This window comes from Vibrio sp. AK197 (assembly GCF_053903115.1).
On the sequence record NZ_CP096430.1, the window covers coordinates 75189 to 91421 of the forward strand.

10 protein-coding genes and 5 tRNA genes are annotated in these 16233 nt (G+C 45.9%); 10 read left to right on the forward strand and 5 right to left on the reverse strand.

Annotation, left to right across the window (positions count from 1 at the left end):
• Positions 1 to 84 precede the first annotated feature (84 nt).
• Positions 85 to 1569 (forward strand): ketol-acid reductoisomerase, encoded by a 1485-nt coding sequence (gene ilvC, locus M1D72_RS07470; RefSeq protein ID WP_390196755.1) that lies wholly within the window; start codon positions 85 to 87, stop codon positions 1567 to 1569.
• Positions 1570 to 1736: 167 nt separating this feature from the next.
• On the opposite strand, the gene ubiK is transcribed toward ilvC, so the two are convergent.
• From ubiK to M1D72_RS07490, 4 genes are all read right to left on the reverse strand, one after another.
• Positions 1737 to 1997: a ubiquinone biosynthesis accessory factor UbiK gene (gene ubiK, locus M1D72_RS07475; RefSeq protein WP_390196758.1), complete on the reverse strand. Its 261-nt coding sequence runs from the start codon at positions 1995 to 1997 to the stop codon at positions 1737 to 1739.
• 127 nt (positions 1998 to 2124) lie between these two features.
• On the reverse strand, positions 2125 to 5265 hold the full coding sequence (locus tag M1D72_RS07480) for a multidrug efflux RND transporter permease subunit (RefSeq protein ID WP_390196761.1): 3141 nt from the start codon (positions 5263 to 5265) through the stop codon (positions 2125 to 2127).
• 11 nt (positions 5266 to 5276) lie between these two features.
• On the reverse strand, positions 5277 to 6383 hold the full coding sequence (locus M1D72_RS07485; protein ID WP_456296516.1) for an efflux RND transporter periplasmic adaptor subunit: 1107 nt from the start codon (positions 6381 to 6383) through the stop codon (positions 5277 to 5279).
• A gap of 21 nt (positions 6384 to 6404) precedes the next feature.
• On the reverse strand, positions 6405 to 6986 hold the full coding sequence (locus tag M1D72_RS07490) for a TetR/AcrR family transcriptional regulator (RefSeq protein WP_390196767.1): 582 nt from the start codon (positions 6984 to 6986) through the stop codon (positions 6405 to 6407).
• 162 nt (positions 6987 to 7148) lie between these two features.
• Here M1D72_RS07490 and rep point away from each other — a divergent pair, with 162 nt between their 5' ends.
• A complete protein-coding gene (gene rep / locus M1D72_RS07495; RefSeq protein WP_456296517.1) occupies positions 7149 to 9167 on the forward strand; it encodes a DNA helicase Rep in 2019 nt (672 codons plus the stop codon).
• Positions 9168 to 9233: 66 nt separating this feature from the next.
• Here rep and M1D72_RS07500 read toward each other — a convergent pair whose 3' ends face one another.
• The gene (locus M1D72_RS07500) at positions 9234 to 9647 is read right to left on the reverse strand and encodes a c-type cytochrome (RefSeq protein WP_456296518.1); all 414 of its coding nucleotides are present in this window, start codon (positions 9645 to 9647) and stop codon (positions 9234 to 9236) included.
• Between the two features lie 292 nt (positions 9648 to 9939).
• Here M1D72_RS07500 and M1D72_RS07505 point away from each other — a divergent pair.
• From M1D72_RS07505 to M1D72_RS07540, 8 genes are all read left to right on the forward strand, one after another.
• A tRNA-Arg gene (locus M1D72_RS07505) sits at positions 9940 to 10016 on the forward strand.
• Between the two features lie 37 nt (positions 10017 to 10053).
• Positions 10054 to 10129 (forward strand) — tRNA-His (locus M1D72_RS07510).
• Between the two features lie 56 nt (positions 10130 to 10185).
• Positions 10186 to 10262, forward strand: a tRNA-Pro gene (locus M1D72_RS07515).
• 44 nt (positions 10263 to 10306) lie between these two features.
• A tRNA-His gene (locus M1D72_RS07520) sits at positions 10307 to 10382 on the forward strand.
• Positions 10383 to 10433: 51 nt separating this feature from the next.
• Positions 10434 to 10510 (forward strand) — tRNA-Pro (locus M1D72_RS07525).
• Between the two features lie 1201 nt (positions 10511 to 11711).
• The gene (locus M1D72_RS07530; protein ID WP_390196776.1) at positions 11712 to 13427 is read left to right on the forward strand and encodes a dipeptide ABC transporter ATP-binding protein; all 1716 of its coding nucleotides are present in this window, start codon (positions 11712 to 11714) and stop codon (positions 13425 to 13427) included.
• 93 nt (positions 13428 to 13520) lie between these two features.
• Positions 13521 to 15077, forward strand: coding sequence for an ABC transporter substrate-binding protein (locus tag M1D72_RS07535; protein WP_456296519.1), 1557 nt, complete (start codon positions 13521 to 13523; stop codon positions 15075 to 15077).
• Positions 15078 to 15253: 176 nt separating this feature from the next.
• Positions 15254 to 16231 (forward strand): ABC transporter permease, encoded by a 978-nt coding sequence (locus M1D72_RS07540; protein ID WP_390196782.1) that lies wholly within the window; start codon positions 15254 to 15256, stop codon positions 16229 to 16231.
• Positions 16232 to 16233: the final 2 nt, after the last annotated feature.

The window sequence follows — 16233 nt, forward strand, 5'->3', positions numbered from 1 at the left end:
TGAGCAATCATCTGCTTGTTTTAGTATAAATTCATTCGGCAAGCATGCCGACCTAACTGGACGAATCATTAAGGAGAGCCCACCATGGCTAACTATTTCAACACGCTAAATCTTCGTGAGAAGCTTGACCAACTTGGTCGCTGCCGTTTTATGGATCGCAGCGAATTTGCCACTGAAGCAGATTACCTCAAAGGCAAGAAAGTCGTGATTGTCGGCTGTGGTGCGCAAGGTCTTAACCAAGGCCTCAACATGCGCGATTCAGGGTTGGACGTCTCCTACGCTCTTCGCCAAGCAGCGATTGACGAGCAGCGTCAATCGTTCAAAAACGCGAAAGATAATGGCTTTAACGTTGGCAGCTACGAAGAGCTGATTCCTCAAGCGGATTTAGTGATGAACCTGACTCCGGACAAACAGCACACTAACGTGGTTGAGACGGTCATGCCGCTAATGAAAGAAGGCGCAGCGCTGGGTTACTCTCACGGTTTCAACATTGTTGAAGAAGGCATGCAAATTCGTAAAGACATCACCGTTGTGATGGTCGCGCCTAAGTGTCCGGGTACTGAAGTTCGCGAAGAGTATAAGCGTGGCTTTGGCGTACCAACTCTGATTGCGGTTCACCCAGAGAACGATCCTCAAGGTGAAGGCTGGGATATTGCCAAAGCTTGGGCGGCTGCGACAGGGGGTCACCGTGCGGGTTGTCTAGAGTCATCGTTCGTTGCGGAAGTAAAATCTGACCTGATGGGTGAGCAAACAATTCTGTGTGGCATGCTTCAAGCGGGTTCTATCGTTTGTTACGAGAAAATGATTGCAGAAGGTGTTGATGCGGGTTATGCCGGTAAACTGATTCAGTACGGCTGGGAAACCATCACCGAAGCGCTTAAGTTTGGTGGTATCACTCACATGATGGATCGCCTATCAAACCCAGCAAAAATCAAAGCGTTTGAGCTTTCAGAAGAGCTAAAAGAATTGATGCGTCCACTGTACAACAAGCATATGGATGACATCATTGAAGGTGAATTCTCTAGCACCATGATGGCTGACTGGGCGAACGACGATGTCAACCTATTCAAATGGCGCGAAGAAACCGGTGAAACGGCATTTGAAAACTACCCTGAAAGCAACGTTGAGATTTCTGAGCAAGAGTACTTTGACAACGGCATTCTGATGATTGCCATGGTTCGTGCTGGGGTTGAGCTTGCATTTGAAGCGATGACTGCTTCTGGCATCATTGATGAGTCTGCTTACTACGAGTCATTGCATGAACTTCCACTGATTGCCAACACCGTAGCCCGTAAGCGTCTTTACGAAATGAACGTGGTGATCTCTGATACTGCTGAGTACGGTAACTACTTGTTCGCAAACGTGGCCACTCCGCTATTGCGCGAGAAGTTTATGCCTGCCGTTAGCACTGACGTGATTGGTAAAGGCCTTGGTGAAACGAGCAATCAGGTTGATAACCAACGTCTTATCGAAGTGAACGAAGCGATTCGTAACCACCCAGTTGAATACATCGGTGAAGAGCTTCGCGGTTACATGACTGACATGAAACACATCGCCGTTGGCGGTTAATTGAGAATTGCGCGCTAAGCGCGCAATCTGCCATCAATAGGGCATCGACCAGACAGACGGTCAAAAATAATAATCAAACACAACATAAACAAAAGGCTAACTCGCTGAGTTAGCCTTTTTTATTGCGCTGAAAATAGCATTGCATTGAAAAGAACAACGCTGATGGTTTATTCAGCCGCTTTGTCGTCGAGCTTAGCTTCTAGCTCGGCAAGTTTTTGTTCCATCTCGGTAAGCTTTTGGCGAGTACGCAGTAGCACTTGCGTCTGTACGTCAAACTCTTCACGGCTTACGACATCAAGTTTGTTTAGTTGGCCTTGAATCACTTGACGGACTTTTTGATCAACATCATTACCAAGATCTTTAACAGGTTGTGGCATGGATTCGTGAATCTGTTTGGCGATTTGCTCGAGTTTTTTTGGGTCAAACATAGTGGCGTAAACTCCTTTAAATTTGTCTTCATTCTATGTAATTGCGTGAAGAAAGTCGCCCCTTGTGGTCAAAAAAGCGTAGCCAAATAAAAAAGGCCCTTGCGGGCCTTTTACATCGTTTGAGTGATTAATCGTGGTGAGGGTTTAAACCACGATGGCTGGCTCTGGCTTCATCGATTCTTGCTAGCTTTTCTAAGTCTTTGTCTTCGACAAAAACAGGCAGCGGTTTATGACGCTCTGCCAAGTAACTGTAAATAACAGGTAGCACAAAGAGCGTAAAGAGCGTACCAATCGTTAGGCCTGAAACAATCACTAAGCCAATACTAAAGCGCTGTGCTGCACCAGCACCGGTAGCGTACATCAATGGAATCAAACCCGCGATCATCGCGGCCGTCGTCATTAGGATTGGACGCAGACGTACTTTCGCCGCTTCTTTTACGGCGTCAATACGGCTCAGCTGGTTGTGCAGTTGCTCTTCTTTGGCGACCTCACAGATCAAAATACCGTGTTTGGTGATAAGACCAATTAAGGTAATCAAACCGACTTGTGAGTAGATGTTCATTGACGAGATACCAAACAATGCTCCCCAAGCAAGCGCTATCAAAGCGCCACAAATCGCTAAGGGGACCGAAACCAAAATCACTAACGGATCACGCAGTGATTCAAATTGAATCGCCAGGACCAAAAAGATGATGGCTAAGGCCAGTGCAAAGGTGGCGTATAATGCGCTTCCTTCGGTCACGAACTGGCGTGATTCACCCATGTAATCATGCGTGTAGCCTTTTGGTAGCTTACTTACCGCGTTAGTTTCAAACCAATTGACGGCGTCACCCATTGCGGTACCTGGTGCAGGAACGGCTCCGATGGTCGCTGAGTTCAACTGATTGAAGTGTGGCAAGGCTCGAGGCTCTGCAACGACATCGATGTTGATTAGGCTGCCAAGTGGTACTGAATCACCATTTGCTGAGCGGACATAGTATTGATTCATCGATTCAGGGTTTAAGCGCCATTTCCGCTCTACCTGAGGGATGACCTCATAAGAGCGGCCATTGAGGTCGATACGGTTAACGTAACCATCCGCCATCATGGTGGCGAGGGTGACGCCGATATCTTGCATCGTCACCCCGTATGCGCCAGCTTTGTCTTTGTCGATATTGATTTTCATGGTTGCCGAATCGAAGTTCAAATCCAAGTTTGAGTAGACAAACATTGGGTTTTTCGATACATCGAGCAAAATATCATTAGCCACAGTAAACAGGTTTTCAAAGTTACTTGGCGTAGTGATAACAAATTGCAGTGGCAAGCCAGAACCCGCCCCTGGTAATTCCGGCATTTGGAAAGTGGTGATGGCCATGCCTGGAATGTCTTTTACCAAGTCACCAATCCGTTTGGTTATCTCTTCTTGGCTTGCTTCACGCTGGCTCCAAGGTACTAATGAGGCGATACCAAAAGACTGGTTAGAATTTGGCACACCGGTAAATGCTTGTGCATATTTGATTTCATCTTCTTGGTTTAAGATGCGATTTACCTCATCCATGGTATTGGCAAGGTAATCCAAGTTGGCATTGGATGAACCTGTCCCCATCATCATCACCACGCCTTTATCTTCGGCTGGAGCCAGTTCACTAGGAATGAAACTAAACAGCACGGGTAAGCTAGCAAACACGATGACCCCAAAGGCAATGATGACTGGACGACGGTTCATGACGGCATTCAGCATACGCTCGTAGCGATGCGTCATGCGATCCAAGACATTATGAACGGATTGCTCAAATCGGCTTGGCTTTGCCGTTTGCTTGAGCATCTTTGAACACATCATCGGTGATAAAGTCAGAGCAATAATCCCGGAAACAAAGACAGAACCTGCAAGGGTTAGCGCAAATTCCTTAAACAGCGAGCCTGTGACGCCGCCCATTAACGCAATCGGAGCATACACCGCGCCCAGCGTGAGTGTCATGGAGATAACTGGAATCGCAATTTCACGAGTACCGATAATCGCAGCACGAAAGGGGGATTCACCTTCTTTAATGTGGCGGTCGACGTTTTCCAGAACCACAATGGCATCGTCCACCACCAAGCCGATGGCGAGTACCATCGCCAACAACGTCATTAAGTTCCATGAAAAGCCCATCGCTTGCATTGCCATCGCGACCCCGATCAATGATAGAGGAATGGTAATGATGGGAATCAGCACCGCACGCAGTGAACCAAGGAATAGGGTGATCACCACCAATACGATGAGTGCAGCTTCAACGATGGTTTTGATGACCTCATGAATCGATTCGTTAATGGCAACGGTTGAGTCATAGAGAACATTCATTTCCATGTTGCTTGGCATGTTGCGCTTAAGATCGGGTAGGAGCTCAAGAACATCATGGGCAATATTGATTGGGTTGGCACTGGGTGCCGCGTTTACTGCGAGTACTACGGCTTCTGCGCCGTTTGCCGTCGCACGGTAGGTATCGTGGCTTTTGGCGAGCGTCACTTTGGCGATGTCACTGAGCCTGGTCACATTACCGCTGCTTTCCGTTTTGATGACTAAGTTACGCAGTTCGTGGGCGGTGGTAACCTGAGTGTCGGCATTGCCGTTATACAGTACAAATTCACCTGTCGCTTGACCCGTCGCCGATTGGTAGTTGTTGGCGGATAACACATTCATCACGTCCGTGGCGGTCATGTTGAACGCTGCCATTTTTGCCGGGTCGAGCCATACACGCAGCGCGTATTTGGTGCCGCCATAGACATCAATCGAGGAGATACCATTGACGGCGTACATCTGTGGATTGATCACTCGGTCAATGTAGTCACCAATTTGGCTTGAATTCAGTTCTTTACTGGTAAAGCCAATATACATTACCGCCGTCGTCGAGCCGGTCGACATGGTTACCGTTGGGTCTTCCGCTTCGCGGGGTAACTGAGAGCGAACCGAGTTGGTTTTTGCCAAAACATCAGCCAGAGCACCATTTGGGTCGGTATTAAGCTTCATCGTCACGGTAATCGTCGAACGACCCAGTACCGATTGTGACGTCATAAAGTCAATATTATCCGCCTGAGCAATGGCTTGCTCGAGAGGTTGAGTGATAAAGCCTTGAATTAAGTCCGCACTGGCACCGTAGTAGCTAGTGGTGACGGTAATCTCGGTGTTGGTCATCTCCGGGTATTCCCGAACTTGCATTTTAAACACCGCTTGCAAGCCAAGTAGGGCGATTAAAAAGCTAATTGAGATCGCCAACACCGGACGTTTTATGAAAACATCAGTAAAGCGCATAGTGCCTCCCGTTACAGCATCGGTGTTTCAGCAGGCGTTTCAGTCGCCTTGCTATCAACCACGTGCACTTTGACGTCATTGCTGAGACGCACTTGACCCGTAGTGACGATTTTCTCGCCGGGGTTGATTCCGTCAAGCACATGTACGATGTCTTTATTGCGCTCACCCACTTTAATCACTCGTTGCTCTGCGCGCATTTCTCCGTCTTTTTCATTGATGACGTAGACGCTATCGCCATAGAGCGTAAAGGTAATGGCAGTTTGAGGAAGAACCACTTGGTTGTTGAGTGTCGGTAGCATGATGTTGACGCGCGCAAACATACCGCTACGCAACTGACCGTCACTATTCGGAATGTCGGCTTGAACTTGAATCAAACCACTTTGCACATTCACGGCGGGTTCGATAGCACTGATTCGACCTTCAAAGGTTTGATCTGGGTAAGAATCAACGTGGATATTGACTTGCTGGTCGATACGAATACGTGAAATTTCAGTTTGTGGAACCGTAAAACGAATACGCATAACACTGGTATCTTCTAAACGTACGATGTCGGTACCAGCCTGCAAGTACTGCCCGAGATACACATTACGAATACCAATCATACCTGCAAACGGAGCGCTGATTTCTCGGCGATCAATCGAGGCTTTGAGGCTTTCAATATCCGCAGACAGTGATAAGTAACTGGCTTCTGCATCGTCAAAATCTTCTTTGGAAATCGAGCCTTTTTTATACAAGCCTTGATAACGTTTGTATTTTGCTTCCGCTGCGGGTAAACGTGCTTCGGAGCTTTTTAGATTCGCTTTTTCTACTGACGTATCTAAAGACACCAAAGGCTGGCCTTCTTTTACTTGGGAGCCGGACTCAAACAAAATTTTATCAATCACACCACTGGTTTCATTTGCGATGGTGACCCCTTGATTCGGCTCAATAAAGCCGATCGCTTCAATCACGGGTACCCAATCGACGGCTTCAACGTCAATCGCGGTCACCGGAAAACTTTGCTCCGGCATATTGGCAAGAAACTCGGCAACTTTTTGCTTCTTAATCATATTGGCTCCAATAACGCTGCCAAATAACAGCAACGCAATCAGTAACATCACAAAAGTCCACTTTTTCATGGTGACTCTAACTCCAATTTTTTAGTGTTGAATAATGGCGTCCCAACTTGCTTCAATAATGGCGTCAATGCCATCAGGCTGGTGGGGAATGATTCCCCAGTTTTTCTTGCGAACGATGCTTAATAAAGGTTCAAATCCAAGGCAGATAAGAATTTCATTTGCCAGAGGTTTGAGAATGTTTTGTTGTTTTCCTTGATTCAGCATCTTGTGTACTTGGTGAAACAGTTTTTGTTCTCGAATTTGAATGTCTCTGCGGTCGTCGGTTGGCAGCGATTCGTATTGTACTCGATTGCTGATCACCGACTGGTTCGATTCACTCAGGTTCCAAATGTTTAGACAGATCACTTGATGCCTCTGCTTGACGGACATCGCATCGTCAATGTTGTGTTGCACTTCATTGGCGATACGCTGGGCGACATGCTGGCGCACTTGATGAATCAAATGCTCTTTATCGGTAAAGTAATGGTAAATCGTTCCTGCAGAAATGCCTGCGCGTTTAGCGACTTTGTGCATCGAGAGGCCACGAAATCCTAGTTCTGCAATCAAACTTTCAGCAGCTTCAATGATTTGTATGCGCTTTATTGGGCTTAACTGTTTAGGCATAAATTTATACTGAATGAACGTTCATTCATTTATTAAAGCAGTAATCTAATCTTTTGCAATCCAAGTGGGCAATAAAGGTGATTTTTGTCGCGATTCTATGATTGGCATCAAGACCAGAGAAGATTATCATTAGCGGCGTTAACCAAAGGATTCACCACAGTTATGAAGTTAAATCCCAGCCAAGATGAAGCGGTAAAATATGTCTCCGGTCCCTGCCTCGTATTGGCCGGGGCTGGGTCTGGTAAGACACGCGTTATCACCAATAAAATTGCTTATTTAGTTCAGCAGTGTGGATACAAAGCACGCAATATTGCTGCCGTTACCTTCACCAACAAAGCCGCACGAGAAATGAAAGAGCGGGTTGGGCAAACGCTAGGTAAAGCGGAATCGAAAGGTTTGATGGTATCGACCTTTCATACGCTTGGTCTCAACATCATTAAGCGTGAATATAAGCAGTTAGGGCTTAAAGCCGGTTTCTCATTATTTGATGACCAAGACCAAATGGCATTGCTTAAAGAGCTAACGGAGCAGCAGCTCGATGGCGATAAAGACCTGTTACGTCAGTTGCTAAGTACGATTTCCAACTGGAAAAACGACATGCTAAGCCCTGATCAAGCCAAAGCCATGGCTAAAGGGGAACAACAGCAGCTGTTCGCTTTTTGCTTTGAGATGTACCAAAAGCAAATGAAAGCCTATAACGCGCTGGATTTTGATGACTTAATCTTAATGCCGGTGATGCTTCTTAAAACCAATCAAGAGGTTCGTGAGCGTTGGCAAAACCGTATTCGTTACTTACTCGTCGATGAGTATCAAGATACCAATACCAGTCAGTATGAGTTAGTGAAGCTTCTGGTGGGGCAACGGGAACGCTTAACGGTGGTCGGTGATGACGATCAGTCTATTTATTCTTGGCGGGGTGCCAAACCACAAAACTTGGTTCTGTTAGGTCAAGACTACCCAAACTTGCGCTTAATTAAGCTTGAGCAGAACTATCGTTCCACCAGTCGTATTCTGCGCGCGGCGAATATTTTGATCGCCAATAACCCGCATGTGTATGAGAAATCGTTGTTTTCTGAGATTCCCGATGGCGAGAAGCTCAAAGTGTTACTGGCTAAAAATGAAGAACACGAAGCCGAGCGTGTGACTGGGGAATTGATTGCCCATAAATTTTTAAATCGCACTCATTATCGCGATTACGCCATTTTATACCGTGGTAACCACCAATCGCGGCTGATCGAAAAGTCACTGATGCAAAACCGGGTGCCTTATAAAATCTCCGGAGGGACTTCATTTTTCGCACGTGCTGAAATTAAAGACATCATGGGGTACTTGCGTGTTTTGGTGAATCCCGATGATGACAATGCTTTTTTGCGAATCGTGAATACACCACGCCGTGAAATTGGCCCTGTGACCTTAGAAAAGCTCGGTAGTTACGCCAATATGCGTGGTAAAAGCTTGTTTGAATCTAGCTTTGAAATAGGGCTGGAGCAGCACTTAACCGGCCGGGGGCTAGAAACTCTGCGCCGCTTTACTCACTGGTTGGTGAAAATTAGCGATCAAGCAGAGCGCGGCAATACTGTGGAAGCGGTACGTTCATTGGTACGTGATATCCATTACGAAGATTGGCTTTACGAAACGTCTTCCAGCCCGAAAGCAGCAGAAATGCGGATGAAAAACGTCTCTGATCTCTATTCATGGATTGTTGCTGATTTAGAAGGTGACAACTATGACCAAGAAGAAAAAACCTTAAAGGAAGTGGTTCAACGACTTACCTTGCGTGACATGATGGAGCGCGGTGAAGAGGACGATGAGACAGATGCTGTACAATTGATGACCTTGCACGCGTCGAAAGGTCTTGAGTTTCCCTATGTGTATTTAATGGGGAGTGAAGAAGGCATTTTGCCGCATCAAACCAGCATTGACGAAGAAAATGTCGAAGAGGAACGTCGCTTGATGTACGTAGGGATCACGCGAGCGCAGCGTGAGTTGACCTTTACGATGTGTAAAGAACGTCGCCAATTTGGTGAATTGATCAAACCAACACAAAGTCGATTTCTCGATGAGTTACCATTTGACGATGTCGAGTGGGAGATGACGAAAAAGCCCGTATCGCAGGAAGAGCGAATGGCCAAAGGGCAAGCTCACATTGCGAATTTAAAAGCGATGTTCAATAAAAAATAACCTTAAAAGGCTGACTATTTTGTTCAGCCTTTTTTGACGAACTGCCGTTATCGCGAGAGTTAGCGATTAGAGCCCTTCAATCATATGTTCGATGGCGGCAACGATTTCATCGTCTGAGCAGTCCATACACGTACCACGTGCTGGCATTGCGTTGAAGCCGTTGATAGCGTGATCTTTCATCACATCTTTACCTTGGGCAATACGCGCACTCCAATCTTCCGCTTTGCCTTTAATGGGCGCACCACTGACTCCGGAGCCATGGCAAGCGATACAGAATGTTCCATAAACAGTTGCACCATCGCGTGGACCACTGGGTTCTTCGACGACGGGCTCGCTTCCTGCGAGATACACATCACCAACCGGTTTAATGCGTTCGGCGATATCGTCGTATTGCTGCTGAGTGATGGTGGCAGCAAAAGAGGCGGTCGAAAAAGTTAGCGTGGCGATTACTAAACTCAAAATAGGTCGAGACATAGACATTAAGCTCACTTCACATTCCATAGATAAGTGTGTTCTTATCTTCATTATTAGAGTACGAATCTGATTCACAGTGGGATCAACTGTTAAATCAATGTAAATAATGGGTGATTATATCTCGTTAAGTTATAGCCATAAACAACAAGTTACTCGCTTCAAGGGTTAGGTCACACCTCCAAAGCGTCGTTTGCAGGGTTTAATTGCCCAAAAAGGCGTCAAACAATAAAAAAAAGTTGAAAAAGTACTAGACGATGCATAGCGATCTACGTATTATTCCACTCCGCCGATAGGGCATGCGCCCGTAGCTCAGCTGGATAGAGCGTTGGCCTCCGGAGCCAAAGGTCGAAGGTTCGAATCCTTTCGGGCGTGCCATTCTCTTCCGGAATAGGGTTATCGGTAAAAATCAGTGGTGGCTATAGCTCAGTTGGTAGAGCCCCGGATTGTGATTCCGGTTGTCGCGAGTTCAAGTCTCGTTAGCCACCCCATTTATTTTGGTAGCTTCGGCTTCCTGCTTTGATGAAAGATCAGGGCGAAACTAAGTCGGTGAATAGCGCAGTTTGGTAGCGCATCTGGTTTGGGACCAGAGGGTCGGGGGTTCGAATCCCTCTTCACCGACCATTATTTTGTTTATGGCTCAAGCGGTAAACACACAGAAATTGATGGTGGCTATAGCTCAGTTGGTAGAGCCCCGGATTGTGATTCCGGTTGTCGCGAGTTCAAGTCTCGTTAGCCACCCCATTTATTTTGGTAACTTCGGTTTCCAGCTTTGATTACAAAGCAAAATCAAGTCGGTGAATAGCGCAGTTTGGTAGCGCATCTGGTTTGGGACCAGAGGGTCGGGGGTTCGAATCCCTCTTCACCGACCATTATACGAAAGCCTCGTCAATCAATGACGGGGCTTTTTTTATGCTTATCGTTTAGGAACAGGTCTCAGGTGAGTGATAGCTTTGGGTCGTGGTCTGGAAGCCCAGCCGCGTCAAATCCCTCTTCACCGACCATTATACGAAAGCCTCGTCAATCAATGACGGGGCTTTTTTTAAGCTTATCGTTTAGGAGCAGGTCTAAGGTGAGTGATAGCTTTGGGTCGTGGTCTGGAAGCCCAGCGGCGTCAAATCCCCTCTTCACCGACCATTCTACGAAAGCCTCGTCAGTCAATGACGGGGCTTTTTTATGCTTATCGTTTAGGAACAGGCCTCAGGTGAGTGATAATTTTGGGTCGGGGTCTGGAAGCCCAGCCACGTCAAATCCCCCCTTCACCGACCATTCTGCGAAAGCCTCAGATTGCTGCCCTTAACTTACAATGCAAATGCCGTTTTTTGGAAGAAGTGGTTTTATCTATGTCTATCTTTTTCGATTTTTCGTGCTAGATAAAATAAAAATGCGCTTATTATTCATTGCTTTACCATGGAGACACTCACCTGTTGATTATAATTTGTTTTATAAATCAGGAGGTTGAAAGTTTATGCTACTAAAGATTGTATACAATGTTGGGATTGTCGTTCACATAAATGCTGCAATTAAATGATAACTTATGCTGATAATGTGATTTTGGATTCACTCTTTATTGCTATGTAAGGTAAGCCATCAAGGCAGCGTAACGGGATGAAATAAACAAACTACGAATAGTGTATTTGTTCTAATTTTTAAAATATTTAGAGTAAAAACCTAATGTAATGGTTTTTATATGGTTTTAAATTTCAGTTGATGGTGGTTTTATCTTGGTTTTGTATTGATAATGTTAATGAGCGTTTTATGTCAGGAAATGGGGTTTTATTCTGTCTTTAAATTGAAACACAACAGGGGGTTTGGTTATAGATGCCTGATATCCCGATATTGTGTGTCGTATTATAAAATAGGCTCAATGATGTTTTATGCATGCATGATGCATGTCGCTTTGTATAAGCTGCTTTATAATCGCGTGATCTCGACTTTTTATACTCTGTTTGTTGCTTTTCCGTGAAATATTTGCCAAATTGAACAGCTTGTAGATTACCAGAGTTTTATGCTGGTACGAATGGATTCAACTTTCAGACAGGGCTAAAGTGCCGCAGTTGTAGAGGTCTGGTAATGTCACTTTTAGAAGTCAAAAATCTTCGTATTGAATACCCGTCGCGTCATGGTGTTCATGCCGCGGTTAAATCGCTCTCTTTTAGTATCGAACGCGGCGAAATCGTCGGTGTGGTCGGAGAGTCAGGGGCGGGTAAATCGACCGTTGGTAACGCGGTAAGCGATTTGTTAAGCCCTCCGGGACGCATTGCTGGTGGCGATGTGTATCTTGATGGCACCAAAATATCAGGATTATCCGCTGAAGAGATGCGCAAAATCCGTGGATCAAAAATTGGGTTTATTTTCCAAGACCCGATGACGTCACTCAATCCACTGTTTACGGTGGAACATCAACTTAAAGAAACGATTCATGCCAATATGAAAGTTTCTGATGAAGAAGCGTATAAACGTGCATTATCGTTGATGAATCAAGTGGGTATTCCACAACCAGAGAACCGTCTTAAACAGTATCCTCACCAATTTTCTGGTGGCATGCGTCAGCGTGTCGTCATCGCCATTGCGCTTGCGGGTGAGCCCGACTTAATTATCGCTGACGAACCGACCACGGCGCTTGATGTCTCAATCCAAGATCAGATTTTGGAATTGATTCGCGAACTGTGTATCAAAAATAATGTCGGTTGTATGTTGGTTACCCACGACATGGGCGTGGTGTCCAATGTGACGGATAAAGTCGCGGTTATGTATCGCGGTGACTTGGTTGAATTTGGTCCAACCGCCAAAGTTTTGGGTACACCGGAGCATCCTTATACTCACAGTTTGATTTCTGCAGTGCCACGCTCAGACATGAAACTCGACCGTTTTCCTTTGGTTAACTACATTGAAGAGGCGCAAGAACATCAGCCTCTTGATGTCAAAAACCATTGGTTAGGTCAAAGCCAAGACCAGCGCGTTTATACAGGGCCTCTGCTTAATGTTGAGCATGTGAACCTACGCTTTACTACCAAAGATTCGTTGTTTGAAAGTCGTCGTGAATATGTTCAGGCATCAGATGATGTGAGCTTTGAAGTGTTTGAAGGTGAAACTTTTGGCTTGGTGGGTGAGTCGGGCTCAGGTAAATCGACCATCGCTCGTGTTATCGCCGGTTTGTATCAACCAAATGAAGGTAAAGTGACCTTTGAAGGTATTGATTTAACGGCATTAACCTCCGAGAAGCAGCGTCGTCCTATTCGTCGTCAAATGCAGATGGTGTTTCAAAACCCATACACGTCAATGAACCCGCGAATGAAAATTTTCGACATCATTGCAGAGCCAATTCGTTTTCATAAATTGACGAAAAATGAGAGCGAAACAAGGCAGATCGTTCACGATCTCCTTGATCACGTGGGTTTGGGTCGTATGGCGGGCGTAAAATACCCTCATGAGTTTTCTGGCGGTCAGCGCCAACGTATTTCTATCGCGCGTGCACTTGCGACGCGACCTCGTTTACTGATTTGTGATGAGCCGACGTCGGCACTGGATGTTTCGGTTCAGGCTCAAATTCTCAACCTGTTGAAGGATTTGCAGGATGAGCTCAATCTCACCATGATGTTTATCAGCCACGATTTGCCTGTGATTCGCCAGATGTGCGATCGCGTTGGGGTGATGAAAATGGGTAAATTGCTGGAAGTAGCACCCACTGAACAGCTCTTTACTGATCCGCAAAACGAATACAGTAAACAATTGATTTCTTTAATGCCTGAATTTACAGGCTTAAGAGAAGATGTGAAAACCGCTTAACAAAGGCGTTCACATTTATCAGGCTTGCCTGAACTAATAAACAGAAGCAAATACAACAACTAGGGATTGGATTCCCGCATAAGGAGTTATGCAATGAAAACCATGAAAAGCAAATTAGCAGTGGCTTTAATGGCAGCAGGTCTAAGTTTTGCAGCATCGGCTGCAGACATCACTGTTGCTTATGACGCTGACCCAGTATCTCTCGACCCACATGAGCAACTCTCTGGCGGCACACTGCAAATGTCACACATGGTGTTTGATCCTCTAGTTCGTTACACCCAAGATTTGGATTTCGAAGCTCGCCTAGCATCAAGCTGGGAACGTGTTGATGACAAAACTTTCCGTTTTCATCTACGTAAAGGCGTTAAATTCCACTCTGGTAACGAACTGACTGCGGATGACGTCGTTTGGACTTTCAAACGTCTGAAAAACTCGCCTGACTTTAAAGCGATTTTCGAACCATATGCGGAAGTGGTGAAAGTGGACGATTACACGATTGATCTCGTGTCTAAAAATGCGTACCCACTGGTTCTGCAAACGGCTACCTACATTTTCCCAATGGACAGCAAGTTCTACACGGGTAAAGATGAAGGCGGCAAAGATAAAGCAGAGATCGTAAAACACGGTAACTCTTACGCATCAACACATGTTTCAGGTACCGGTCCTTTCGTGATCAAATCACGTGAACAAGGCGTCAAGGTGGAATTTGAGCGTTTTGCTGATTACTGGGATAAAGAATCTGAAGGCAATGTGGATAACCTGACTCTAGTGCCTATCAAAGAAGATGCAACACGTGTGGCTGCGCTTCTGTCGGGTGATGTTGATATGATCGCACCAGTTGCGCCAAACGACCACAAACGTGTCGATTCTGCCAGCGGTGTTGACCTTGTCACTCTACCAGGTACTCGTATCATCGAGTTCCAAATGAACCAAAATTCCAACCCTGCGCTAAAAGACGTACGCGTGCGTCAAGCGATCGTTCATGCAATCAATAACGAAGGTATCGTTAAGAAAATCATGAAAGGTTTCGCAACCGCAGCTGGTCAGCAAAGCCCAGAAGGTTACGCCGGCTACAATGCTGACCTTAAGCCACGCTACGATCTGAAGAAAGCGAAAGAGCTGATGAAAGAAGCGGGCTACGAAGATGGCTTTACGCTGTCGATGATTGCACCGAACAACCGTTATGTGAATGACGCGAAGATCGCGCAAGCGGCTGCAGCAATGCTGTCAAAAATTGGCATTAAAGTTGACCTAAAAACCATGCCAAAAGCACAATACTGGCCTGAGTTTGATAAATGTGCGGCTGACATGCTGATGATCGGCTGGCACTCGGATACTGAAGATTCAGCCAACTTCACTGAATTCCTAACCATGACTCGTAATGAAGAAACAGGTAAAGGTCAGTACAACTGTGGTCACTACTCAAATTCAGAAGTGGATGGTTTGATTGAGTCTGCGAACGTAGAAACGGACCCAGCGAAGCGTGCGCAAATGCTGCAAAAAGTAGAAACAACGCTTTATAACGAAGCGGCGTTTGTTCCTCTACACTGGCAAAACCTTGCTTGGGGTGCGAAATCTAACGTTCATATCAAACCAATCGTGAACGCCATGAATTTCCCATACCTAGGTGATCTTGTTGTCGACGAGTAATCTCACGTCACTGAGTTAACATCTCACGCCTTCGTTGCTGTAGCTTCGAAGGCGTGTTTTAACTGTTTTGGTATTAAACTTTGATTCAGTCGAGTTTCATACCGTTGTTTAGGCTGAATAATTTCCGCACCTCAGGGTGTCTCGCAGATCTCTCATGGAAAGTTAAGGGGCAAGGAATGTTTTCGTTTCTGGTCAAGCGCCTGTTTCAGGCACTGATAGTGATGTTTGTGATCAGTTTAGTGGCGTTTGCCATTCAGGATAATCTGGGTGACCCGCTGCGTGAGCTTGTCGGTCAGTCGGTTTCGGAAGCAGAGCGTCAAGCACTGCGTGATGAACTCGGCCTCAACGATCCCTTCATTACAAAATATACTCGCTTTGTTACCGCTGCTGTGCACGGTGATTTAGGCACATCTTACTTCTTCAAACGCCCAGCGGTTGAAGTGATTCTTGACAAACTGGTCGCAACGCTAGAATTGGTTGTTGGAGCCAGCTTTATCATTATTGTATTTTCGATTCCGCTTGGTGTTTACTCAGCGATTCGACCCAAAAGTCTATTTACCAAAATCATCATGGCTGGCAGCAGTATCGGTATTTCGATTCCAGTGTTCTTGACCGCGATTATGCTGATGTATGTCTTCTCGATTGAACTCGGTTGGCTGCCCTCCTACGGACGAGGAGAAACCGCGAATTGGCTTGGTTGGGAATCTGGCTACTTTACTCTTGATGGGCTTGCACACTTAGTGTTGCCATGTGTTTCTTTAGCCTCGATCATGTTGCCACTCTTCATTCGTTTGGTGCGCTCAGAAATGCTAGAAGTATTAGGCTCTGAATACATTAAATTCGCCCAAGCGAAGGGCTTACCACTTAAAAAAGTGTATTTTCAACATGCTCTGAAAAACACCATGTTGCCTGTACTAACCGTGGGTGGTGTACAAATAGGTACGATGGTCGCTTATACTATTTTGACCGAAACCGTCTTCCAGTGGCCGGGAACGGGTTTCCTTTTCCTTGAAGCAATCAACCGTGTCGATACGCCACTTATCACCGCGTATGTCATCTTCGTTGGTTTGATTTTCGTGGTGACGAACACGATTGTCGATTTGTTATACGGTTTGATTAACCCAACCGTGAACTTAACAGGAAAAGGGGCGTAATC

What these genes read in the sequence shown, in the direction of transcription:
- ilvC (WP_390196755.1), top strand. Translation starts at nt 85, where the DNA reads ATGGCTAACTATTTCAACACGCTAAATCTTCGTGAGAAGCTTGACCAA.
- ubiK (WP_390196758.1), bottom strand. Translation starts at nt 1,997, where the DNA reads ATGTTTGACCCAAAAAAACTCGAGCAAATCGCCAAACAGATTCACGAA.
- M1D72_RS07480 (WP_390196761.1), bottom strand. Translation starts at nt 5,265, where the DNA reads ATGCGCTTTACTGATGTTTTCATAAAACGTCCGGTGTTGGCGATCTCA.
- M1D72_RS07485 (WP_456296516.1), bottom strand. Translation starts at nt 6,383, where the DNA reads ATGAAAAAGTGGACTTTTGTGATGTTACTGATTGCGTTGCTGTTATTT.
- M1D72_RS07490 (WP_390196767.1), bottom strand. Translation starts at nt 6,986, where the DNA reads ATGCCTAAACAGTTAAGCCCAATAAAGCGCATACAAATCATTGAAGCT.
- rep (WP_456296517.1), top strand. Translation starts at nt 7,149, where the DNA reads ATGAAGTTAAATCCCAGCCAAGATGAAGCGGTAAAATATGTCTCCGGT.
- M1D72_RS07500 (WP_456296518.1), bottom strand. Translation starts at nt 9,647, where the DNA reads ATGTCTATGTCTCGACCTATTTTGAGTTTAGTAATCGCCACGCTAACT.
- M1D72_RS07530 (WP_390196776.1), top strand. Translation starts at nt 11,712, where the DNA reads ATGTCACTTTTAGAAGTCAAAAATCTTCGTATTGAATACCCGTCGCGT.
- M1D72_RS07535 (WP_456296519.1), top strand. Translation starts at nt 13,521, where the DNA reads ATGAAAACCATGAAAAGCAAATTAGCAGTGGCTTTAATGGCAGCAGGT.
- M1D72_RS07540 (WP_390196782.1), top strand. Translation starts at nt 15,254, where the DNA reads ATGTTTTCGTTTCTGGTCAAGCGCCTGTTTCAGGCACTGATAGTGATG.